General features: G+C 68.8%; 22 protein-coding genes. 10 read left to right on the top strand and 12 right to left on the bottom strand.

Going from position 1 to position 22697, the window contains the following annotated elements:
* Nucleotides 1-34: 34 nt before the first annotated feature.
* Nucleotides 35-1345 (bottom strand): UDP-glucose/GDP-mannose dehydrogenase family protein, encoded by a 1311-nt coding sequence (locus tag DMC61_RS02540; protein WP_081809617.1) that lies wholly within the window; start codon nucleotides 1343-1345, stop codon nucleotides 35-37.
* A 158-nt stretch (nucleotides 1346-1503) separates the two neighbouring features.
* Here DMC61_RS02540 and DMC61_RS02535 point away from each other — a divergent pair, with 158 nt between their 5' ends.
* Nucleotides 1504-2262, top strand: coding sequence for an SDR family NAD(P)-dependent oxidoreductase (locus DMC61_RS02535; RefSeq protein ID WP_016330550.1), 759 nt, complete (start codon nucleotides 1504-1506; stop codon nucleotides 2260-2262).
* Nucleotides 2263-2332: 70 nt separating this feature from the next.
* Here DMC61_RS02535 and DMC61_RS02530 read toward each other — a convergent pair whose 3' ends face one another.
* The 3 genes from DMC61_RS02530 to DMC61_RS02520 form a co-directional block, all read right to left on the bottom strand.
* Nucleotides 2333-3007, bottom strand: coding sequence for a class I SAM-dependent methyltransferase (locus tag DMC61_RS02530; protein ID WP_125686468.1), 675 nt, complete (start codon nucleotides 3005-3007; stop codon nucleotides 2333-2335).
* 117 nt (nucleotides 3008-3124) lie between these two features.
* Complete coding sequence (locus DMC61_RS02525; RefSeq protein WP_125686466.1) at nucleotides 3125-3733, bottom strand: PadR family transcriptional regulator; 609 nt, start codon at nucleotides 3731-3733, stop codon at nucleotides 3125-3127.
* A 79-nt stretch (nucleotides 3734-3812) separates the two neighbouring features.
* A complete protein-coding gene (locus tag DMC61_RS02520; RefSeq protein WP_370456385.1) occupies nucleotides 3813-5495 on the bottom strand; it encodes a TM0106 family RecB-like putative nuclease in 1683 nt (560 codons plus the stop codon).
* 54 nt (nucleotides 5496-5549) lie between these two features.
* Here DMC61_RS02520 and DMC61_RS02515 point away from each other — a divergent pair, with 54 nt between their 5' ends.
* Complete coding sequence (locus tag DMC61_RS02515) at nucleotides 5550-6014, top strand: DUF6474 family protein (RefSeq protein WP_016330546.1); 465 nt, start codon at nucleotides 5550-5552, stop codon at nucleotides 6012-6014.
* 75 nt (nucleotides 6015-6089) lie between these two features.
* Here the strand turns inward: DMC61_RS02515 and DMC61_RS02510 are convergent, their stop codons facing one another.
* Genes DMC61_RS02510 through DMC61_RS02495 form a run of 4 tightly spaced genes read right to left on the bottom strand, consistent with a single transcriptional unit; the run spans nucleotide 6090 to nucleotide 9642 of the window.
* Complete coding sequence (locus tag DMC61_RS02510; protein ID WP_125686463.1) at nucleotides 6090-7049, bottom strand: glycine betaine ABC transporter substrate-binding protein; 960 nt, start codon at nucleotides 7047-7049, stop codon at nucleotides 6090-6092.
* Between the two features lies 1 nt (nucleotide 7050).
* On the bottom strand, nucleotides 7051-7827 hold the full coding sequence (locus tag DMC61_RS02505) for an ABC transporter permease (protein ID WP_125686461.1): 777 nt from the start codon (nucleotides 7825-7827) through the stop codon (nucleotides 7051-7053).
* A complete protein-coding gene (locus tag DMC61_RS02500) occupies nucleotides 7824-9008 on the bottom strand; it encodes an ABC transporter ATP-binding protein (RefSeq protein ID WP_370456382.1) in 1185 nt (394 codons plus the stop codon). The genes DMC61_RS02505 and DMC61_RS02500 overlap by 4 nt, the downstream gene beginning before the upstream one ends.
* The gene (locus tag DMC61_RS02495) at nucleotides 8995-9642 is read right to left on the bottom strand and encodes an ABC transporter permease (RefSeq protein WP_125687103.1); all 648 of its coding nucleotides are present in this window, start codon (nucleotides 9640-9642) and stop codon (nucleotides 8995-8997) included. Before DMC61_RS02495 ends, DMC61_RS02500 begins: the two co-directional genes overlap by 14 nt.
* Before the next feature lie 291 nt (nucleotides 9643-9933).
* Here DMC61_RS02495 and DMC61_RS02490 point away from each other — a divergent pair, with 291 nt between their 5' ends.
* The 5 genes from DMC61_RS02490 (at nucleotide 9934) to DMC61_RS02470 (ending at nucleotide 15079) form a co-directional block, all read left to right on the top strand.
* Nucleotides 9934-10425 (top strand): hypothetical protein, encoded by a 492-nt coding sequence (locus DMC61_RS02490; protein WP_125686457.1) that lies wholly within the window; start codon nucleotides 9934-9936, stop codon nucleotides 10423-10425.
* Between the two features lie 69 nt (nucleotides 10426-10494).
* Nucleotides 10495-11265, top strand: a complete 771-nt coding sequence (locus tag DMC61_RS02485) for a YcnI family protein (protein ID WP_125686455.1) — start codon at nucleotides 10495-10497, stop codon at nucleotides 11263-11265.
* Nucleotides 11266-11829, top strand: a complete 564-nt coding sequence (locus DMC61_RS02480; RefSeq protein ID WP_063276757.1) for a copper resistance CopC family protein — start codon at nucleotides 11266-11268, stop codon at nucleotides 11827-11829.
* Entirely contained in the window at nucleotides 11826-12857 is a 1032-nt protein-coding gene (locus DMC61_RS02475; RefSeq protein ID WP_125686453.1) for a copper resistance D family protein, read from the top strand. Before DMC61_RS02480 ends, DMC61_RS02475 begins: the two co-directional genes overlap by 4 nt.
* A 230-nt stretch (nucleotides 12858-13087) precedes the next feature.
* Nucleotides 13088-15079, top strand: coding sequence for a tetratricopeptide repeat protein (locus DMC61_RS02470; protein ID WP_233594676.1), 1992 nt, complete (start codon nucleotides 13088-13090; stop codon nucleotides 15077-15079).
* Between the two features lie 212 nt (nucleotides 15080-15291).
* On the opposite strand, the gene DMC61_RS02465 is transcribed toward DMC61_RS02470, so the two are convergent.
* A complete protein-coding gene (locus tag DMC61_RS02465) occupies nucleotides 15292-16230 on the bottom strand; it encodes a phosphotransferase family protein (protein ID WP_016330537.1) in 939 nt (312 codons plus the stop codon).
* A complete protein-coding gene (locus DMC61_RS02460) occupies nucleotides 16190-17497 on the bottom strand; it encodes a helix-turn-helix transcriptional regulator (RefSeq protein ID WP_228708403.1) in 1308 nt (435 codons plus the stop codon). The genes DMC61_RS02465 and DMC61_RS02460 overlap by 41 nt, the downstream gene beginning before the upstream one ends.
* A 423-nt stretch (nucleotides 17498-17920) precedes the next feature.
* Here DMC61_RS02460 and DMC61_RS02455 point away from each other — a divergent pair, with 423 nt between their 5' ends.
* Entirely contained in the window at nucleotides 17921-18295 is a 375-nt protein-coding gene (locus DMC61_RS02455) for a hypothetical protein (protein WP_016330535.1), read from the top strand.
* A gap of 13 nt (nucleotides 18296-18308) precedes the next feature.
* Entirely contained in the window at nucleotides 18309-18722 is a 414-nt protein-coding gene (locus tag DMC61_RS02450) for a hypothetical protein (RefSeq protein ID WP_125686447.1), read from the top strand.
* Between the two features lie 312 nt (nucleotides 18723-19034).
* Here the strand turns inward: DMC61_RS02450 and DMC61_RS02445 are convergent, their stop codons facing one another.
* Together DMC61_RS02445 and DMC61_RS02440 are read right to left on the bottom strand one after the other, a co-directional pair.
* Entirely contained in the window at nucleotides 19035-20291 is a 1257-nt protein-coding gene (locus tag DMC61_RS02445) for an MFS transporter (RefSeq protein ID WP_125686445.1), read from the bottom strand.
* Nucleotides 20284-21606, bottom strand: a complete 1323-nt coding sequence (locus DMC61_RS02440; protein ID WP_125686443.1) for a GH1 family beta-glucosidase — start codon at nucleotides 21604-21606, stop codon at nucleotides 20284-20286. Before DMC61_RS02440 ends, DMC61_RS02445 begins: the two co-directional genes overlap by 8 nt.
* Before the next feature lie 126 nt (nucleotides 21607-21732).
* Between DMC61_RS02440 and DMC61_RS02435 the strand changes: the two genes are divergently transcribed.
* A complete protein-coding gene (locus DMC61_RS02435; protein WP_016330531.1) occupies nucleotides 21733-22377 on the top strand; it encodes a TetR/AcrR family transcriptional regulator in 645 nt (214 codons plus the stop codon).
* The last annotated feature ends 320 nt before the right edge of the window (nucleotides 22378-22697 follow it).

Genomic DNA, 22697 nt, shown 5'->3' with positions numbered 1-22697 from the left:
GACCCTTTCATGACACCCGCGGGAGGCAGGTGGGTCAGGAGACGGCGACCTTCCGCCGCAGCGCCGCCCGCGGCCGCCCGACGCCCTGCCACGACAGGCCGGCGTCCAGGATCTGGTGCGGGTCGAGGAGATTGCGCGTGTCGACGACCGAATCGCCGTCCATCTGCTCGGCCATGTAGGTCCAGTCGAGCCGTTTGAACTCGTCCCATTCCGTCAGCACGACGACGGCGTCGGCGGCCTTCGCGACCTGGTACGGGTCGTCGACCACGGTCATGCCGTCGATGTGCCCGCCGACGGCGGGGTCGTACGCGGTCAGTTCCGCGCCGAGCGCGCCCAGCACGGAAGCGACCGCGAGGGCGGGCGAGTCGCGCAGGTCGTTCGTCCCGGCTTTGAACGCCAGCCCGAGGACACCGATCCGCGAACCGGCCAGCGTGCCGCCGACGGCGCCGGCGATCTTCGCGACGACGCGGTCCCGCTGCGCGATGTTCTCTTCGATCGCCGAGGTGAGCAGCGTGAAGTCGTACTGCACCGACTCGGCGACCTTCACCAGCGCGCTGGTGTCCTTCGGCAGGCACGAGCCGCCCCAGCCGGGGCCGGGTTTGAGGAACGAGCGGCCGATGCGCCGGTCGTAGCCCATGCCCTCGGTGACGAGGTCGATGTCCGCGCCGAGGCGTTCGCACAGTTCGGCGATCGAGTTCACATAGGACAGTTTCATCGCGAGGAAGCAGTTCGCCGCGTACTTCACCAGTTCCGCGCTGGCCGCGTCGGCGACGACGACCGGGGCGGCGAGGTCGGCGTAGAGATCGCCGACCCAGCGGGCGGCCGCGACGTCGTCCGAGCCGACGACGATCCGGTCGGGGCCGAGGAAGTCCTCGACCGCGGTGCCCTCACGCAGGAACTCGGGGTTCGACACCACCGGCACGTCCGTGCGGCCGAGCATCGCCTGGATGCGCTTCGACGTGCCCACCGGAACGGTCGATTTGGTGATCAGCGCGCATCCCGGCGGGATGACGTCGCCGATCTCGGCGGTCACGGCTTCGACGGCCCGCAGGTCCGCCGAGCCGCCCGCCCCCATCGGTGTTGGCACACAAAGGAAAACGGCCTCGGCGTCGCGAACGGCTTCGCGCGCGCCGACCACGAACTCGAGTCTTCCGCTGGTCAGCCCCCTCGACACCAGCTCGGACAATCCCGGCTCCAGGATGTCCACCCGTCCGGCGGAAAGCCTTGCGACCTTCGCCTGGTCGACATCGACGCAAGTGACTCGATGCCCCAGGCCGGCCAGACAGGCCCCCGTGGTCAATCCGACGTAACCGGTCCCCACCACCACGATCCGAGCAGCGCTCATGCTGCTGAAGGTGACAGCCGGAGTTGACCTCCGAGCGAACGGAATGCTTCAGGCCCGAATACTCCTCACGACATGCTTCGCCCCGTAGTGAGCCATCCCACCCGGGCCCGATGCGAACGAGCGTTAACCTATGAACGGTTGCCGACGAAAGGGAGAACATGCAGATCACCGATACCGCGGCGCTCGTCACGGGTGGCGCGTCCGGGCTCGGCGGCGCGACCGCGAAGGCGCTCGCCGCGAAGGGCGCGCGGGTCTTCGCGCTGGACCTCGCCGGTGCCATCGCGAACGCCGAGCAGGTCGAGGGCATCACCTACGTCGAGGCGGACGTGACCGACCCGGAGCAGGTGCGCGCCGCCGTCGCGACCGCGGCCGAGTCCGGGGTGCCGCTGCGGACCGTGGTGAACTGCGCCGGGATCGGCCCGTCCGCGCGGATCCTTTCGAAGAAGGGCCCGCACGACCTCGCCCTGTACGCGAAGGTCGTCCAGATCAACCTGATCGGCTCCTTCAACGTGCTGACGCTGGCCTCCGAGGCCATCGCCAAGACCGAGCCGCTGGCCGACAACGCGCGCGGCGTCATCATCAACACCGCGTCGGTCGCCGCCTTCGACGGCCAGATCGGGCAGGTCGCGTACTCGTCGTCCAAGGGCGGCATCGTCGGGATGACCCTGCCCGCCGCGCGCGACCTCGCCTCGCACGGGATCCGCGTGCTGACCATCGCGCCGGGCATCGTCGACACCCCGATGCTGGCGACGGTGAGCGAGGAGTTCCGCGCTTCGCTGGCCGAGGGCGTGCCGTTCCCGAAGCGGCTCGCGCGGCCGGACGAGTACGCGCAGCTCGCGCTGTCGCTGATCGACCACGACTACCTGAACGGCGAGGTCATCCGGATGGACGGCTCGCTGCGCATGGCCCCTCGCTGAGCCTGCCCCCGCGTGAGAGGAACGGTCCGTTCCTTGCGAAATTTGCAAGGAACGGACCGTTCATTGCATCTCAGAGGCGGCTGAGGCGGACGTCCAGGCTGATGCCCGACGTCGTGATCTCACCCGTCCGGAACGCGGTTTCGGCGACCAGCCCGCCGAAGTCGACCGGCGTGTACGCCCGCCGCCGCAGCTGGCCGAGCGTCTGCCGGGTCGCCAAAGCGGCCAGTTTGCCGAGCCGCATGCTCTCCACCTCGCGCACGATGTCGCCGTCGGTCGAGTCCCGGTTCATGTCCTGCACCACGGCCGTACCGCCCGGGCGCAGCACCCGGTACATCTCGTCGAGTGCCTTCACCGGCCACACGAAGTTCTTGAACGCCGCCTGGCACACGACGAAGTCGAACGACTCGTCGCCGAACGGCATCGCCGCGACATCGCCCTCGCGGAACGAGACCTCGACGCCTTCGGTCCGCGCGTATTCGCTCGCGATCTCGACGAACGTCGGCGCGACGTCGAGGCCGGTGACGGAGAACCCGAGCCGCGCGAGTTCGACGGCGAAGTAGCCGGGGCCGAAGGCGACCTCGAGGATCTTCGCGCCTTCCGGCAGGTCCGCGGTGAGTTCGCGCGCCTGCCGCCGCCAGTTTTCGATCTGCGGTCCGGTGCCGCGCTGCCGGGCGTAGTTCCGCGCCAGCGCGCCGCCCATCTCCGGCACGATCTTGAACCGTTTCCTGTCCTTGATGTTCGACATGTCTCTCCAGGTTGTTCGCCCGGAGCCCGGTTATCCTCGAAGTGCCGTCTCGTGGCCGGGTTCCGGTTGCGGGATCGTCGCCCCGGCGGGGTGCTGCAACACCTCGCCGGGGCTCTTTCAACTGCGGGTACTCCCCCTTTCCGCCACCAAGGCCCGCCACTGCGCGAGCCCCGGCATCGAGCCGGAAGTCAGTTCCCCGAGGATCGAGCGGACCCACTCGGCCTCGGCGACCCGGATCGCCAGGTGGTACTCGGTTTCGAGCAGCACCAGCCGCGGGATCTCTTCGATGAGCCGCGCCAGCTCCGCTCGCGTCGAGGCGATGTCCTCGTCCAGCGCCGCCAGGCGGGTGCGGAGCAGGGCGACCACCTCGTCCGGGCCGAGCCACCCCATCACCGACAGCCCGGCGACGAACTTCGGCTCCTCCGGCGCGAGCTCGGCGAGGAGCTCACGCAGCCAGTCGAGCATTTCGTCACGGCCGGCCTTGGTGATCCGGTACACCGTGCGCTCGGGGCGGGCGCCGTCGCGGCCGCTCTCCGCGGCCTCGATGAGGCCGTGTTTCCGCAGGTTGCCGACGACTGTGTAGAAGGACCCCCATTTGATCCCCATGTCGCGGTCCTTGCCGCGGCTCTTCAGGACCGACGCCATTTCGTACGGATGCATCGGCCGCTCGTTCAGCGTGGACAGGATCGCCAGCGCCAGCAGATTCCCGACCTTACGCCGCTTCACCGCGCCTCCTCGTAGGCGAGTACTCGTCAACGAGTATCCACAGGGGCGTGAATGATCGCAAGCTCGGTAAGAGCCGGGATCAGAGGTCGTTCATGTACGGCACGGACGTCTGCGCGTGGTCGGTCATCCAGTTCCGCAACGCGTGCGTGGCCAGGACGTCGTCCTCGTTGTAGCGCAGGAGACGCTCCCGCTGGACGTCGTCGGGGACACCGCCGTCCATGCCGACGGCGTCGCGGTACCACCTCATCGACGCCTCGCCGCCCGCTTCCGGATCGCGCCACGCGAACCCGGCGACCGGGGCGATGACCTTGAGTCCCTTGCCGTGCGAGCACAGGAACTGGTCGGTGACGCTGCGGAAGAGGTCGATCCATTCTTCGGAGTCCACAAAGGACGCGATCTCGGCCTTCTTGGGGACACCGGGGTATTCGCCGAACCGGCTCGCGGAGCCGAAGAGCCAGCGGTTCTCGGCGAGCGCGTTGTAGCAGTAGGCGCGGAAGGTCAGGCCCGCGGCGAGCGTGCGCTCGCGGACTTCGGTGAACCAGGCCCAGAACTCCGCGAACGATCGGGCCTCGTCGGCGGTCGGCAGCGGCTCCCAGGTCGCGAACGCCCGATAGCCCTGCTCCATCCCGATGTCGGCGCCGGTCAGCAGCGAACCCCACAGGTACGCGCCGGAATCACCGAAGCTCTCCATATCGACGTCGACCTCGACGTCGCCGCGCGGGACCTCGACGCGGTCGACCTTGCGCACCATCGTGAGATCGGCGAGCCAGGCGCGCGCCAGGATGATCGAGTCGGCGAAGGTGCCGCCGGTCCAGTTCATCGGCGGGGGCTCGTCGGCCGGGTCGAGCGCGGCCAGCTTGTCCACTGTGGACACCCCGGCGCGGCGCAGCTCCATCGCGTCCTCGCCGCGGACGACCAGGCTGACGTCGCGGGTTTCGGTGAGCACGACCTCGCACGTCGGCCACCAGGGGCAGCGCCGGCATTCGAGGACGCGAGAAGGCTCGGCGAGCGGTTCTTCCCCTTCGGCGGCGGCGGTCGCGATGGCGAGCCTGTCGGCGAAGCGGCTCTGGTACTCCGTCAGCGCGCTTCGGCCGCCAGGCCAGGTGGCCGCGGACAGGTCGTGCCAGACGACGACGTCCGCGTCGAGCCCGATGACACCGCCGACGGCGCGGTGCCCTTCGTGCTTTCCGAGCGCTTCGAGCATCCGATAGAGGTGCGCGAGCCGCATCTGGTCCCGCGGCTGCGAGCGGACCTTTCGCGCCGGGTCGGGCAGCCGGTTCGCCGGGTCGAGGTCGGTCATCACGGTGGTCGGCGCGCCCGCGCCGCGATCGGTGATGCGGTGCCGCACGACCAGTACCGGCACGTAGCCGTCACCGGTGTTGACGAGGAGCTCGGAGCCGCCACGCCGGTGACCGGCGCGATCCACCGGGAGCAGCGCGCCCCAGATGTAGCGCGCTTCGGCGGCGAAGGCCTCTTCGGTGAGCTGCACGCGCTCGGCGGCCGGGAGGTCGCGGGGGATCTTGACCCAGGTCGCCTCGGGGCCGGTCGCGTCCATGAGCCGCTGCACGATCGCGTCGCGATGCGCCGACGCGTCGGCGATCCGCTGCTGCGCGGCCGGGTCGGGCGGGGCGAGCGGGACCTCGCGCATCGCCGGGTCGTGTTCCAGGTGCACGCGACGCCGGCAGCGGCTCACCGCTCCCGCGTCCAGTAGCACCTCGTTACTCACGGACAACACTCTAGAAGGCCACCGGCAAGCCGACATGCCCGCCACATCGGGGACCAGTAAGTTCGACCGTGACACAGCGTGGGAGGTGCCATGGCGCGCAAGGCCAAAGCCGTCGAGGGCGAAGGCAGGTTTACCCCGAAGAAGGCGAAGAACGCCGTCGCGGTGGCCAAAGTGGTCGGACCGGCCGTACTGCCGGTGATCGCGCCGTACGCCGTTCGGGCGGCGGGCGCCGCTCGAGAGCTATACGACCGTTATCAAGCGAAGAAGCTCGGCGTCGCGGTCGACCAGCTCGGCGAGTTCAGCGGACGCGGTGCGGCGTTGCACGCGCGGATCGCGGGGCTGACGCAGGGGCTCGCGGAGCTGAAGAAGTCCGCGAAGGCGACAGACGCCGACGTGGCCTTCGCGAAGGACACCCAGGGGACGCTGGAGCAGCTTTCGGCGACCGTCCGCGCTTCGGAGCGGATGCCGGCCGCGCGGCGGAAGGCGGCGCACCGGGCAGTGGCCGGGGAGCTGGACCAGCTCGAGGGGAAGCTGCTGCACCGGCTGGGGATCTGAGCCTCACCGGATGTCATGAAAGGGCCGTTCAGGACATATTTCGTCCTGAACGGCCCTTTCATGACATATCCGGGGCTAGGCGATGAAACCCTTCTTCTTCATCCATTCGTAGGCGACTTCGCCTTGGTCCCGTCCGTCGACGTCGACCTGCTTGCACAGCTCGATCATCTGCTTGTTGTCGAGGGCGGCGGCGACGGTTTCCAGCGGTCCGCGCAGTTCCGGGTGCTGGTTCAGGAATTCCGTCCGCAGCGTCGGCACGGCGTTGTACTGCGGGAACGCCTTCTTGTCGTCTTCGAGGACGCGGAGGTTCAGCCCGGCGATCCGGCCGTCGGTCGTGAAGATCTCGCCGATCGGGCAGGTCCCGCTCGCCACGGCCGAGTAGATCGTGCCGATGCCGAAGTTCTTGATCACCGGGTTCTGGAACCCGTACGCCCGCACGGCGGCGGGGAAACCGTCCTGGCGGCTGGTGAATTCGGTCTCCAGGCAGAACACGTTCTGGTCCGGTTTCCGCTTCAGGAACTCCGCCAGGTCCGACGTCGTCTTCAGGTTGTTCGCCGCGCCGTAGGCCTCGGTGACCGCGAAGGCGTACTGGTCGTTGAGCGGCGAGTAGTTCAGCCAGGTGACGCCGAACTTCGCCTCGTCGGCCGCCTTCGTGGCTTCGTACTGGGCCTGTTCCCCGCCGGGGACGGGGAGTTCGTTGCCCTGGTAGTTGATCCAGCCGGTGCCGGTGTACTCCCAGGTGACGTCGGTCTGGCCGGCGAGCAGCGCCTGCCGCGACGAGTTCGAGCCCTTGATGTCGGTCAGGTCGACGACGTCCGCGCCCGCCGCGGAAAGCGCCATCTCGGCCATGTAGCCCAGGATGATGTTCTCGGTGAAGTCCTTCGAGCCCACCGTCACCTTGACGCCCTTGAGCGATTCGATGGGCTTGATGGAACCGGGTTCGATCTTGTACGGCAGCGCGGTGTTGACCTCCAGCCCGCACGCGGAAAGCGTGCCGCACAACAGGATCGCGCCGAGTATCGCTTTGATTCGCATGTCAGCGCAGTCCCTTCGGTCCGAAGAACTGTTCCGCCACCGCGCCGAGCCAGTCCACCAGCAGCGCCAGCGCGACGGCGAGCACCGAGCCGGTGATCAGCACCTTCGTCAGGTTGAGCTTGTAGCCGGTGTCGATCAGCAGGCCGAAACCCCCGGCGTTGACGAACATGCCGAAGGTCGCCGTGCCGACGGCCAGCACCAGCGAGGTCCGCAGGCCGGCCAGGATCAGCGGGATGGCCAGCGGGAACTCGACCCGCCACAGCACCCCGGAGGCCGACATGCCGATCCCGCGGCCGGCGTCGATCAGCGACGGGTCGACCTGCTGCAGGCCGACCATCGTGTTCCGCAGCACCGGAAGCAGCGAATAGAACGCCAGCGGCAGCGCGGCGACCCACAGCCCGCCGGTGGCGCCGGTGACGATGAACCACAGCACCAGCACGCCCAGCGCGGGCGCGGCCTGGCCGATGTTCGCGACCGCCAGGAAGACCGGCGCCGCCCATTTCGCCCACGGCCGCGTGACGAGCACGCCGAGCGGCACCGCGACGGCGACCACGATCGCGGTGACCACGACGGTCATCTTGAGATGGTCGCGCAGCGCGGCGAACAGCCCGGCGGCGTTGAGGGTCTCCTTCTCCGTCGCGCTCAGGTCGCTGCTGAACACCCAGATCAGCACCCCGGCGACGATCAGCAGCACCGCGGCGGGCTGGGCGAACAGGCGGACCCGTTCGGCGCCTCTCGACGAGGACTCGGTGGAGAACCCGGTATCGACGGCCGTCATGCGGTCACACCTTCCGCCGGGCTGTCGTCGGAGTGCTCCTCGCGCAGCTGCTGGATCGTCGCGATGACGGTGTCGAGCTCGATCGTCCCGGCGTATTCGCCGCGGGCGCCGGTCACCGGGACGCTGCCGCCCTCGGCGAGCATGGCTTCGAGCGCGTCCTGCAGCGTCGACTGGAGGCTGACGGAGTCGCGCAGCGGTTTGCCCGCGGTGGACAGCGACGTCGCCTTGGTCAGCTCGCGGACGTGCACCCACCGCATCGGACGGCGCCGCTGGTCGAGCACCAGCACGAAATGTTTGCGCTGCTGGATCAGCTTCTCGCGCACCTCGGACGGCGATTCGCTCACCGTCGCCGTGAGCGCGTCCTGCTTCAGCTCGACGTCGCGGACCCGCAGCAGCGTCAGCTGTTTCAGCGAGGCACCGGCGCCGACGAAACCGGCGACCGTGTCGTCGGCCGGGTTCGCGAGGATCGCGTCCGGGGTGTCGTACTGCAGGATCCGCGACTGGTTGCCGAGCACCGCGATCTTGTCGCCGAGCTTCACGGCCTCGTCGAAGTCGTGGGTGACGAAGACGATCGTCTTCTTCAGGTCGGTCTGGAGCCGCAGCAGTTCGTCCTGCAGGTTGCCGCGGGTGATCGGGTCGACCGCGCCGAACGGCTCGTCCATCAGCAGCACCGGCGGATCCGCCGCGAGCGCCCGCGCGACGCCGACGCGTTGCTGCTGGCCACCGGACAGCTGACGCGGGAACCGGTCGCGGAAATCGGCCGGGTCCAGCCCGACCAGGTCCATCATCTCCTCGACCCGGTCGTCGACCTTCTTCTTGTCCCAGCCGAGCAGCCCGGGCACCACGGCGATGTTCTGCGCGACGGTGAAATGCGGGAAGAGCCCGGCCTGCTGGATCGCGTAGCCGATGCGACGGCGCAGGGTGTCGACGTCGAGCTTGAGCGCGTCGTCGCCGCCGATGGTGATGCGGCCCGACGTCGGCTCGATCAGCCGGTTGATCATGCGCATGGTCGTGGTCTTGCCGCAGCCGGACGGGCCGACGAAGACCACGATCTTGCCCGCGGGCACCACCATCGAGAAGTCGTCGACCGCGGGCTCACGGGTGCCGGGGTAGCGCTTCGTGACGTTCTCCAGCTCGATCTCGACGCCGGATACGGTTTCAGGAGACTCAGCCACGGACACCCCTAGAGACGGTCAAACGGTTGACGAGGACATAAACGGCGTCGAGGACCAGTGCGAGGACGACCACGCCGAGCGTCCCGGTCAGTGCCTGGTTGAGGGAGTTCGTGCTCCCCGCGTTGGTGAGGCCGGAGAAGACCTCGGAGCCGAGGCCCGGGCCCTTCGCGTAGGCCGCGATGACCGCGATGCCCATGAGCATCTGCGTCGCGACCCGCATGCCGGCGAGGATCGCGGGCCAGGCGAGCCGCAGCTCCACCCTGGTCAGCACGCCGAACCGGCTCATGCCGATGCCGCGCGCCGCGTCGCTGACCGCCGGATCCACGCCGCTCAGCCCGACGATCGTGTTCCGCACGATCGGCAGCAGCGCGTAGAGCACGAGCGCGATGACGGTGGTGTTCGCGCCGAGGCCGAACACCGGGATGAGCAGCCCCAGGAGGGCGAAGGAGGGGACGGTGAGGATCGTGCTCGCCAGCGCCGTGGCGACGGCCGACCCGATCGGGCTGCGGTAGACGGCGACGCCGATCACCACACCGAGGACGGCGGCCAGGATCGTGCACTGCACGACCGCGCTGACATGGAGGAGCCCTTGGAGGGCGAGTCTGTCCCACCGATCCGAGATGTACTCGAAGAGGTTCATCGCGTGCTGGTTCTCCCGCCGCCTCTGGGTGAGCCTCCTCACCCATTCGGAGTAGCTGTATCGGGAGCCTGACTACCCAAAACGCTCGCGGTCAAACCCCTGTTTACCGCCTTTTATCCCGCCAACCTGCCCGATCCGGCCTGATCGGGCAAACGCACACGCCGTCTTTCCCGCTGCTCACCAGCCGGGAGGAGATCGACCACCCGGACGTGCGTCGAATACCCTTCACCCGTGAGTAAAGGCAGCCATCACCGAAGCGCGTTACGCGTTGTGCGTGGTGGATTGCTCGGCGTGAGTTCCGCGGCGCTGGCCGTGACCGCTCACATGATCGGGGACGGCGACCTCCCCGATACGGCGATGACGGTGTTGCTCACCGTGCTGATCGGCTGGAACGCCGCCGCGCTCGCCGCGAAGGCGCGCGGACCGCTGGCCACCATCGTCGACCTCGGCGCCGGTCAGGTCGTGATGCACCTCGTGCTCAGCTCGCTGAGCACGCACGGACCGGTGCACGACGAACCGGCTTCCGTCTCGGGCGGCCTCGCGATGACCGTCGCGCACGTCGTCGCCACGCTGATCACCGCGTTGCTGCTGGCCAAGGCCGACGGACTGCTGCTCGGCGTCCTCTCCTGCCTGCGCGCGCTGGTCCCCTTCATCCTCAACGCGCTCCCGGTGCCCGCCGCGGTCGCGGCCCCGGTGCTCGCCCGTCCGGCCGGCCCCGGTCACCTCGTCCGGGTGGACCTCCGCCGCGTCCACGGCAGGCGCGGCCCGCCGCTGTTCTCCTGAACCCACGACATCCCCCGTAATCCGGCGAGGCCCCCGAGCCCGCCGTCCCAGTCACGTTCAGGAGTTTTCGTGTCCAAGCACGTCTTCAAGCGCGCCGGTTTCCTGGCCGCCACCGTCGGCATCGCCGGCCTGCTGTCCGCCGGGGTCGCCTCGGCCCACGTCACCGCCAACGTCTACGGCCCCCAGCCGTCGAAGGGCGGCTACGGCTCGATCTTCTTCCGCGTCCCCAACGAGGAGAAGGACGCCGGCACCATCAAGGTCGAGATCACCGTCAAGCCCGAGTACGCGCTCAGCTCCGTGCGGGCCAAGCCGCTTCCCGGCTGGAAGGCCGAGGTCGTCAAGGCCAAGCTGCCCGCCCCGGTGACCACCGCGTCCGGCACGCAGATCACCGAGGCCGTCTCCAAGGTCTCCTGGACCGCCGAACCCGGCACCAAGATCGCCGCCGGATCGACCGAGTTCCAGGAGTTCCAGATCAGCGCGGGCCAGTTCCCGACCAACGTCGACTCGATCGAGTTCCCGGCCACGCAGACCTACGAGAACGGCAAGGTCGTCGAGTGGAACCAGCCGACCCCGGCCTCCGGCGAAGAGCCGGAGCACCCCGCGCCGACGGTGAAGCTCGCCGAGAAGACCGCTGACGGGCACGGTGGCGGCCACGGCACCGACGCGAAGGCGTCCGAGGAGTCTCACGCCGCTTCTTCGTCGTCCGACAACACCGCCCGCTGGCTCGGCGGCGCCGGCCTGGTCGTCGGCGCGCTCGGCCTCGGCGTCGGCGCCGGCGCCACCCTGCGCGCCCGCCGCGCCACCGCCGTCTCCGGCAAGAGCGACACCGAAGGAAAGTAGATGCGTAAAGCGATCGTCGCGCTGGCGATCACCGGGGTGGCGTGGCTCGCCACGGCCACCCCGGCGCTGGCACACAACGTCCTGATCTCCTCCGACCCGGCGAAGGGCGCTTCGATCGCCGCCGGGCCCGCGAAGATCACGCTCACGTTCGACCAGTACGTCCAGAACGCGAACGTCAACCAGATCGCGGTCATCGGACCGGGCGGCGGCCAGTGGGCCGAAGGCCAGGTCGAGGTCCGCGACAGCGTCGTGACCGTGCCGCTGCGGCCGCTCGGCCCGGCGGGCGAGTACAAGATCGGCTACCGGATCCTGTCCGCGGACGGGCACGCCGTGACCGGCGAGGTGCCGTTCACCCTCACCGCCGCGGGCACCGGGACCCCGGCGAGCGCCGACGCCGCGCGCAGCAACGCGGGCCAGGCCGAGACCACCCCGGCGACCGGCGGCGAAGGCTCGTCCGGCGTGCCGATCTGGGTGTGGATCGCGGGCGCCGTCGTACTGCTCGCCGTCGGACTGACCGTCGCACTGCGCACCGGCGCCGGTGACAAGGAGAAGAGCGGGTCATGACCCAAGCCGAGACCACCTCACGCGCCCGCGTCGCCGTCCTGTTCTGCGTGGTGACGGCGGGCATCGTCGGCGCCCTGATCGGTGTCGCGCTGACGGCCACCGCCCCGGTGCCCGGGGTCGCGCAGGTCAGCGAGGTGGTCTCGGTCTCGATCCCGATCGTGCGGGTGCTGCTGGACATCTCGGCGGTCGCGACGATCGGGCTGGCACTGCTCTCGGTACTGGTCGGCTACGACCGGCCGAAGCTTTCCGAGCCGATCATGCGGATCGCGCGGCCCGCGGGCGTCGCGGCCGCGCTGGTCTGGGCGACCACCGCGCTCGTCGCGCTGATCCTGCAGACCGCCGAATACCGGCCGGGTTCCAGCACGCTGTCGATTTCGGACGTCGGGAGCTACATCGCCGACGTCGGCGCCGGGAAGGCGCTGCTGATCGTCGCCGTCCTGGCCCTGCTGCACGCGGGGCTCGGGATTCTCGCGCTGAAGCACGGCGAGAAGGTGCCCGCCGAGGTCCGGGTGGGGCTGGGGCTGTTCGCGCTGCTGCCGCTGCCGGTCACCGGGCACGCGTCGAACTGGAACTACCACGACTACACGATGATCTCGATGGAACTGCACGTGATGAGCGCCGTCGCCTGGACCGGCGGGCTCGGCGCGATGGCGGTGCTGCTCGTCGGGAACCGGACACTGCTGGCGCACGCGCTGCCGCGGTTCTCGAAGCTGGCGACGCTGTGCCTGATCCTCGGTGCGGCGACGGGGTTGTTCAACGGGCTGATCGAGATCTCGCTCAACCCGTCGCTCGGGTTCTGGGAAGGCGTCTTCACCACGCCGTATGGGCAACTGGTGCTGTTGAAGCTGTTGTGCACCGGGGTGATCGCGGGCCTCGGCGCGTACACGCGCTGGAAGCTGATGCCGCAGATCGTCCGGCACAACCGCACGGCGCTGGCCGCGTGGGCGACGCTGGAGCTGACGGTGATGGGGCTCGCGTTCGGCTTCGCCGTCGTCCTCACGCGAGCCCCGGTCGTCCCGACGACCTAGTCGTCCTGTGTCAGAAGCGCGTCGCTCGCGAGCTGTTACACACTTTGCTCCATACGGCCGCATTTGGGCGGTTTCGCTGTCCTCCGCCGGGCTCCACCGGAATGCTCTACGCGTTCGCTGGGGTTAACCCGAAGAGGGGATGGTTGATGGGCGGCCCGTTGCCGGGTGAAAGTGAAGTCAGCACGCCACAGGTACCGCGGCAGCGATCGGCGGTCAGGCTCACCAGGCAGGTGAGTTCGGGCCCGCGCCAGCTCCCGCCCGCGCCCGCGCATTTCACCAACCGCACCGCCGAACTCGCGCTGCTGGAGAAACTGCTGGCCCAGCACGACACCGATGGGCCCGCCGTGCAGCTGATCAGCGGCCAGGGCGGGATCGGGAAGACCGCGCTGGCCACCGCGTGGGGCCGTCAGCTCGGAGAACGCTTCCCGGACGGGCACCTCTGGGCGGATCTCGGCGGGTTCAGCACCAACGGCCCGCTCTCGGTGAGCGAAGCGCTCGGCCGGTTCCTTCGCGCGCTGGGTGTTCCGCCGGAAGGGCTGCCCTCGGACGTCGAGGAGCTCACCGCGCTGTACCGCACGACGACCGCCGAACGGCCGTTGCTCGTACTGCTCGACAACGCCGGATCGACCGAACAGGTGCTTCCGCTGCTGCCCGCCGGCGTGGGAAGCCTTGTGATCGTGACTTCGCGACGCCGTCTGGGCAGGCTCCAGACCGAACATCGCGCGCGGCTGGTCGAGTTGGCCCCGTTCGGTTCCGCACACAGCGCTGAGCTGCTGAGTCGCGCGGTCGGCGCGGGCCGCGTCGACGCCGAAGCCGCGCAAGCGCGGGACATCGCCGAGCTGTGCGGCGGTCTGCCGATCGCCCTCACCACGGTCAGCGCGAAGCTGGCCGGACGGCCGAAGATGTCGCTGGAGAAGATCGCCACCGAACTGGGGAAGGAATATCGTCGACTGGCCACGCTGTCGACGAAAGAGGCGCAATCGGTGGAAGCCAGCTTCAACCTCTCCTATGACGAGCTTCCCTCGGACGCGGCCGCGCTGTACGCGGCGCTCGGGCTCCATCCAGGCCCCGACTTCGGAGTCGGCGTGGCGGCCGCGTCGATCGCCGTCCGCGAGGAGGTCGCCGAAGACCTGCTGGACCAGCTCGTCGACGTCGGGCTGCTGATCGACCGCGGCGACGACCGGTACACCTTCCACGACCTCGCGCGCCTGCACGCCAAGGAGAAGACGGCGGGCAACGAGTACGACCGCGACATCGCGGTGCGCCGCATGCTCGAGTGGTACCTCTTCACCGCGTCGAAGACCACCGTCATGACGGTGCCCGACCAGGACCCGATCCCGTACCGCTACGAGTACCGGCCACCGTCGCCGACGTCGTTCGCGTCGTCCGACGAGGAACTCGCCTGGCTCGAACTCGAACGCGAGAACCTCATCGCCGCCGTCAAGACCGCTGAAACCTGGCAGCTGCCCGAACTGGGCTGGCAGCTCGCCGCCGCGATGTGGCCGCTCTTCCTGCTGCGCAAGCACTATCCGGACTTCCTGGAGGTGAGCCAGGCCGGCGTGCGCTGCGCGCGGGCGTGGGGCAACGCGTCGGCGGAGGCGTTGATGCACAACCGCGCCGGCGCCGCCTGCCGCGGCACGGGCTGGTACGACGAAGCCGTCTCGCACTACGAGGCCGGACGCGAAGCGGCGCGGAAGGCGGGCAACGAGGTCGTCGAGATCCGGTCGGTGGAAGGGCTCGGCCTGGTCGCGCTGGCACAGGGCAGGCTTAACGACGCGGTGCGGTGGTTCACCGAAGACCATCGCCTGAGCGAAGGCCAGGACCGCACGCACGACATCGGGCTCGCGCTGATCAACCTCGGCTCGACGCAGCTCAAGGCCGGACGGCCGGAACCCGCGATCGAGCACCTCACCCGCGCTCGCGAAGTGCTGTCCGCCGACCCCTACAACGTGGCCCGCGCCCGCACCGAACTCGGCCGCGCCCTCACCGCGACCGGGGATCTCGCGGCCGCCCGGACCCAACTCGAAGCGTCGCTGGCCACCATGGAGGCCAGCGGGTCGAGGTTCGAGGTGGCCAGGGCCCTGGCCGCCTTCGGCGAGGTCGCCGAGGCGGAAGGCGACACCGACGAGGCGCGGCGGTACTACGACCGGGCGTTGCCCATCCTCGTCGGCCTCGGCCGCCCGGAGGCTGACGCTCTGCGCACACGACTGGAACAGCTCTGACCCCAACGCACCGATCGGTGCCCGGCGACCGAGTGAACGCGCCGATGTGAATGACTCAGCGTAGCTGCAAGTTGCACATTCGGGGGAGCATTAGGCCGGGAGAAGTGATTAGCCCGGGCGAATTCGTCACCGTTTGATCGGCGAATTCGGACAAGCGACGAACGGTCATTCGCCGTCGGCGAATGCACGTGCAGATGCCTTTCCCGGGTGAGTCACCGATACCGGTTCCAGCGTGCGCCGGTGCGTCCGTTCCGAAGATCGTTCAATCGTTTTCGCAGCTCATCCCGCACGCTGGGATGACTCCGGAGAATGGGGAGCACACTCGTCGTGAGCTTCAGTTCACGGATCGCGCGCAGTACCGAGAAGCCGGACCACGTCGTCACGTCGAATCCGTACCGCTGCGCGAACACGCGATAGCGGGCCGGGGGATCACCGAACCGTTCATGGCCGACGGCGAGCGGCGTCAGATCCCATTCCGGCGGCCCGACACAGGACGAATCGAAATCGCACAGCACCGGCCCGTCCGGCCCGGGGATCACGTTCCCGGTGTGCGCGTCGCCGTGGACGAGGCCCCTGGGCAGGGGGAAGTCGAGGTCCGCGAGCGCGGCTTCGACCTCGGCGCAGCGTTCGAGCAGGAACCGCCGGTCGCCCTCGTCCAGCTCTTCCGCGTCCGAAACGCGGGCGCGGACCGCGGCGAGCGGCGCCCATTCGGCGAGCCCCTCGGGCGGCGGCAGCGCGTGGACCTGGCGCAGCAGCCCGGCGAGGTCGGCCGACTTCGCCTTCCGGCCGGTCTCGGGCACCTTCCACCAGACCGTCACGAGATGTTCGCCGACCGGCAGCGGCTGGTCGAGGCCGGGAACGAGGCGGATGGCAGGCACCGCGTGCCGTTCGAAGTGCCGCGCGACCCGCACGACCGTGCCGACGCGATGCCGCAGGCGGGTGGAGCCGACGATCCGGACGACGAACGGCGCGCTCGCCAGCTCGTAGACGGCGTTGTTGGTGAATCTCAGCAGGCGGGCGCCTTCGGGGTCGACGCCCAGCAGATCGCACGTCCGCCCGAGGGCATCGCGCAGGATGCCGGGCGTGAACCGGCCGCCCGGTCCGGTCGGCTCAGGCGGCGTAGAAGGAGTTGAGGCGGTCGGCGAGGTCACGGGCGTCCGCGTTGTTCCGGCGGCGCTCCGCCTCGACCTGCAGTGGCCGCATCCGGTCCTTCACCCGCTCGGACTTGATGCCCTCGGCACAGTCGACGGCCTTCGAACCCACCTTGGCGCCGTGGTCGAGATCGCCTTCGAGCAGGTGGTTCGTGGCCAGGGCGCTGAGCATGAACGTCTTGCTGCGGGCCATGTCGTCGGTGTAGGACTCGACGGCCTTGGTCAGCGCCGGGATCGCGTACTTGGTGTGCTCGGCGTTCTTCGACGCGAGCACGGTGTGCACGGTGCCGATCATGGCGTAGACGTCGGTCTCGGTGAAGAACTTGACCCAGGATTCGGCCTCGGCCAGGTTGGCGCGGGCGAACTCGTCCTTGCTCCGGCCGAGCAGCTTCACGGCCTGTTCCTCGTTGCCCATCATCGCGTAGGCCCAGGCCTCGTTGGCGCAGAGCACGGCGACCGCCAGCTCGGAGCCCGATTCCTGAGCGGCGATCTGGCCGAGCTGGAACAGTTTCAGCGCGTCGTTGGGCGCGTCCTGGTGCAGGTACACGCGGCCCATCCGGTAGAGGACGTTGGCGACCAGCGGGTGGTTGTCGCCCTGTTTGGCCAGGTCGAGCGCGTTCGCGAAATGTCCGCGGGCGGAATCCATGAGGCCGGTGTCGAAGGACGTCCAGCCTGCCAGGCTGTGCAGGTCGGCGAGGGCGACGTACAGGCGGTTCTTGACCATCTCGGTGCCGCTGGACTCGAGCATCTGCTGTCCCCAGGACAGCTGCGCGACCACTGCGTCGCGGCAGAAACCGCCGCCGTACTGGTAGTCGAGGGACCGGAGCGCTCTGGTCGCGGCTTCCACCTGGCGGACGTCGGTCATGCCGATCCGCCCGGGGGCGGGCGTCTTCGCGGGCCCCGCCGACCACGTACCCGATTCCGGACCGAACACCGCCGCACCCATCGTGACCTGGGCGGCGTGCGCGAGGAACCTCCGTCGCTTCACGGACTCGTCCTCCTCCGCCTGCTGGCCGTCGGCAGCACCGACGACCTTTATCGCTGTCGCCTCGTCATAGGCGAGACCCATGTATCCCCTGGGGACACCAAGGCCGTCAGCGATGCGGGTGAGCACGTCGTACGCCATCACCTGGCGACCCTTGAGGATCTCGGACACCTCGGACTGCGACTGGCCGGTCATCGCGGCGATCTGACGCTGCGAAACACCGTGCTTGCGCAACAGCCGGTACACCGAGGAGATCTCCCGGGCGGCCAGTGCGGCTCGCATCTCCGGCTGCTCCCAGGCATCCGGTGGCACGGGGTGACTCTGGCGACCCGAACCGCTTGCAGCGTCCGAGCCGGCGACAGCGCCGCCACCGATACTGGCGTCCATTGCGCCCCCTCACAGTTCCGTTGGGGTCGAGAAACAGCGTAGGCACACCTATTCAACCGTGCGAAACACCGGATCGCCCGTCGTGATCGGCCCGGCAGAAGTCGTTTGACCGCTTACCGTGAAACCTCGTCCGGTCACCGCTATGACGGCGGTTCGACCTTCTATCGCACTCGGTTTCACATCACTGTAGTTGTCAGATCTCCGTGACCGACCGGCCACCGGCCGCGATCACGGAGAGCTACCAAGTCTCCGAACCCCCTACAGGTGCGGACACGCGGATACGAAGACGACGTGGAACGAGAGAGCGGAGAAGAGCCAGTGGAGTTCGTGGACTCGATCGCAACAGGCTCCATCACCGCGGGACGGCCCGGTATGGCCACGCGCCACCTGCGTGCGGCCGGCCCCGCCGGTCAGCAGACGGTCGCCGTCGCCCCCGGCGCGAACCGTCCGGTCTCCCCTTCCGCCCCGGTCGACCCCCGTACCGCGAGTGTGCGCCGTTACGAAGGCGGGCAACTGGTCTGGCGGGTGCAGTGCGGCGATCTCATCAGCCGTGAACGCGCCGTCACCGTGTTCGTCGAAGACAACCAGGTGGTTCTCGTCTCGCCGCCAGGAGAGACCGCGCGCCTGACGTCCGGCCAGCTCGGACAGCTCAGGGCAGCGCTCAACGAAGCCGCCAAAATGGCGGAAAGGTAACGGTGAGTTCTCCGTGGATCAGGTCCTAGGGCAAGTCCTCCGCAACGCGGTTTGGGAACGCCTCGACATGCTCTCCGATCTCGCGAACCGGGCCGACGCGCAGTCGCTCGTCTCGGTCGCCCGCTCGGAGCTCCCCCGGCTCGCCGAAGGCTGGCGCGCGATGCTCCAAGCGCACGAGCCCGACGAGCGCGGGGACTGCCCCACCTGCTCGACCCGCTGGCACAAGTGCAAGGCCCCCTGCTCGGTATGGCAGGTCGCGCACGAGCACCTGGTCGCCGGCGGCCTCGCCCCGCAGCAGATCGCGGCCACCCAGGACCACCGGCACGACAGCCGCCGCCGCGTCCCGGGGCAGAGCCGCGGAGTGAGCCCGGCCGAAACCACCGGCAGGCACGCGCTGGTCAACCCCCGTCGTCCCATTACAGCTTGAAAGCCAGGCGAGTGACCGGCGGTCCGAGCAGCCCCCTCGGCAACCACGCCATGATCTCGCCTTCGCCGGCGGCGGTTCGCGCGTACCCCCGAACGCGACGAACCGCTCTCGGTAATCACTCCGGTCCCCACCGCGATTAATCGAAAATTATCGGCAGAACACCTAGCGAAGGCAGTAATCGGTCGCTAGGTTGATGATCACAAACGCAGCGCGATACCTGCCCCGGAGCGCGCTGCCATCCCCCGAACCCCGCGGGCCGGTGCCGTTGCACTCCCCTCCCCCGACCGGCACCGGTCCGCGGTCTCCAACTTTTCAGCTGACGCCCTTCACCCGCGTGACCAGCACCGCGGCGATGACGGTGGACAGCGCCGAAGCCGCGAAGAGGCTCGGATATCCGCCCAGGTAAGCCAAAATCGGCGCGGTCAGCATCGGCGCCACCACCTGCGGCAGCGAGTTCGCGATGTTGATGACCCCGAGGTCCTTCGCCCGGTCCTGCGCGGTGGGCAGCACCTGGGTGAGCATCGCCAGCGCGACGGCCATGTACGCGCCGAAACCGACTCCCAGCAACGGTGACGCCGCGAGCGCGGCCGTCCAGTTCTGCCAGACGACCAGCAGCCCCGCGGCGACGGCCATCACCGCCGACGCGGCGAGCACGTAAGGCTTGCGGCGTCCCGATTTGTCGGAGAAGTGGCCGGCGATGAGCGCGCCGACGACGAGCGCGGCGCCGTAGAGCCCCATCATGATCAGCAGTCCGGTGTCCGGGTCTTCGTAGTGCACCGCGTCCTTGAGGAAGAACAACAGGTACAGCGTCCCGAAGGCGTTGCCGAGGTTGATCATGAAGTGGCAGCCCCACGCCCACGCGAAATCCGGATGCCTGCGCGGGGAGATCCACAGATTCGCGAGCACGTCCCGGAGGCGGGCGGACGGCCGGAACGCGACCGGCAGCCGCGCGTCCGGTGTGCGCAGGACGAACGCCGCCGCGCCCGCCAGCACGACGGCCGCGCACACCGCGTATCCCAGCGGGAGTCCGGCGAGGTCGAGCATCACCACGACCACCACCGCGCCGAGCACGGTCCCGAGCATCTGGGCGATGCCGACCAGCCCGCCGACCTGAGCGCGCTGGGGTACGGGCACCCGGTCGGCGATGGCCGACACCAGCATGGCGAGCATCCCGTTCAGTCCCGCCTGGACCAGGCACCAGCCGAGCACCATGACCGCGACGTTCGGGGCGAACGCGAGGACGAGCAGCCCGGCGGCGGCGACCGCGGCGCCGGCCGCCGTCCACGGATGACGACGGCCGCGAGCGGAACAGGTCCGGTCGGACAGCAGTCCGACGGCCGGGTTGGCGATCAGCGCCACGAGCGCGCCGATGCCGGTGACCAAGCTGAACACGGCTTCCTTGCCGGCGGCGTCCAACAGTTCGGCTTGTTTGGGCAGAAGGACCTGGATGGGCGCGTAGATTCCCAGCCAGAGCGCGATGTTCGCGAAGAACAGCAGGCTCATCCATCCGGCGCGGACCCTGGCGACCGGTTCGGCGAGCGCTTCGGGCAGGTCCCGGACCTCACTCATGGCGGATCAGTTCCCGGTACCAGCCGAAGGAATCCTTCGGCGTGCGCTTCTGCGTCTCGTAATCGATGTGCACCAGGCCGAAGCGCGGCTGGTAGCCCTTCGACCATTCGAAGTTGTCCATCAGGGACCAGACGAAGTACCCGCGGACGTCGACGCCGGCGTCCATCGCTTCGCGCACGGCGACCAGGTGGCTGTGGAGGAAGTCGATGCGTTCCTGGTCGTGGACGTGGCCGTCTTCGGCGACGACGTCGTCGAAACTGCAGCCGTTTTCGGTGATGTAGACGGGCGGGAGGTGCTCGCGGTAGCGCTCGTGGAAGCCGACGAGCAGATCGCGCAGCCCGTGCGGGACGATCGGCGAATCGTTGGTGGTCATGGGATAGCCCTCGATCGCGCGAAGCTCGAAGGGCAGCGGATTGCCTTCGCCGGGCGCGGCGACACCCTGCGGCTCGTAGTAATTCACCCCGTAGAAGTCGAGGGGCTGCGCGATGGTCGGCAGATCGTCGGCGAAACCCGCCGGGAGATGCGCGACGACTTGTTCGGGATATCGGCCGAGCAGCACCGGATCCGCGTAAGTGCGATTGATGAGGGCGTCGATCCATTCACCGGCGGCCTTGTCTTCCGGAGAATCGGTGGCGGGCCAGATCGGCGAATGATTGTTGGCCGTGCCGACGCTGCGGGCACCGGCCGCGCGCAGCGCCTGGACCGCGAGACCGTGCGCGAGATTCTGGTAGTGCGCGGTGGGCAGGGCGTCGAGCAGGAGGGTCTTGCCAGGCGCGTACTCGCCGATCGCGTAGCCGAAGATCGACATGACCATGGGCTCGTTGAGCGGGATCCACATTTTCACCCGATCGGAGAACCGTTCGCCCACGATGGCGGCGTACTCGCCGAACCGTTCGGCGGTATCACGGGAGAGCCAGCCGCCCTTGTCTTCGAGCGCCTGCGGGAGGTCCCAATGGAAGAGCGTCCCGGCAGGCGCGATGCCGGCTGCGCAGACTTCGTCGAGCAATTTGTCATAGAAGGCAAGGCCTTCGGCGTTGGGCTTGCCTTCGCCGTCGGGCTGGATCCGGGGCCAGGCGAAGGACATGCGGTAGGCGCCGACGCCGAGTCCGGCCATGAGCGCGATGTCCTCGGAGTAGCGGTGGAAGTGATCGGCCGCTACCTTGGCGTGCTCAGCCCGCGCGATCTTTCCCTCCGTTTCGGTGAACGTGTCCCAAATGGACTGTCCCCGGCCGCCTTCACCGGTCGCCCCCTCGATCTGGAAGGCGGAGGTCGATACACCCCACAGGAATTCGGACGGGAAGGTCGGATTCTCCACCGGCTACGCACCTTTCCTCTTCAGACTCGGCCGAACATGAAAAGTTCTCAGATACTATGCCTTCACTCGACCGGGGGGAACCCTGTCGGCACGATAAAGTCGCAGATCAGCGAAGGAGGAGCCCGAGTGTCCGACATCCAGGCCGCGAAACCGCAAGCGGAGACGACTCCGCTCCGGCGGCAGCCCGTTCAGCAGCGCAGCGCCAAGCGGGTGGAGCAGATGCTCGACGCCAGCGCCCAGCTGATCGACGAACTCGGTTACGACGCGTTGACGACCACGCTGATCGCGAAGCGCGCCGGGGTGGCCGTCGGTTCGCTGTACCAGTTCTTCCCCGACAAGCGGGCCGTGGTGCAGGCGCTGACGCAGCGGAACCTCGAACGGTTCGTCGCCTCGGTGTCGGAAACCCTGAACGAGCTCGCGCCCGAGCACTGGTGGGACGTCGTGGACTCGATCCTCGACATCTACCTCGCGATGCACCGCGAAGTCCCCGGCTTCTCGAAGGTGCACTTCGGTGACGTCGTGGACAGGCAGCTACTCGACGAGACTCGCGACAACAACGCGGTGATCGTCGACGCGCTCACCGATGTGCTTTCGGCGCGGATCCAGTCGCCGCCGGACGACATCCGGTTCGCGCTGACGATCGCGAACGAGACCGCCGACGCGCTGCTGAAGCTGGCTTTCCGACGGGACCCGCGAGGGGACGAGCGGATCGTGGCGGAGGCGAAGTCGGTGGTGAAGGGTTACTTGGCGAGCAAGTTCGGGGAGGCCTGAGGATCACTGCTCGGCCTCGGGGGCTGAAGGACGCTTTCGCCGCATGCGATGCGGCGAAGGACGCCTTCAGCCCATGTCCGTCCACTGTGGACTCCCGAAGCGCTGCCCGGACCTCCTTCGAGACGTTGGACGTCCCCAAGGATGCCTTGCTCCATTCGTGTCCACCGGCGCCCGAACCGGCCGCCCCACCAGTCACACGATTCCCAGCAACCACGCCCACATGCTCATTGACCTGGCATTACCCGGTTGTCCACATAAGTTGTCCACACCCACCCACAGTTGTGGACAACCTCGCCCCTCACCCCTGCGAACCCCGTCCC

The sequence above is a fragment of the Amycolatopsis sp. WAC 04169 genome (genome assembly GCF_003947535.1).
In the GTDB taxonomy this organism is placed as follows: domain Bacteria; phylum Actinomycetota; class Actinomycetes; order Mycobacteriales; family Pseudonocardiaceae; genus Amycolatopsis; species Amycolatopsis keratiniphila.
This window is presented reverse-complemented; position numbering and strand designations above follow the sequence as displayed.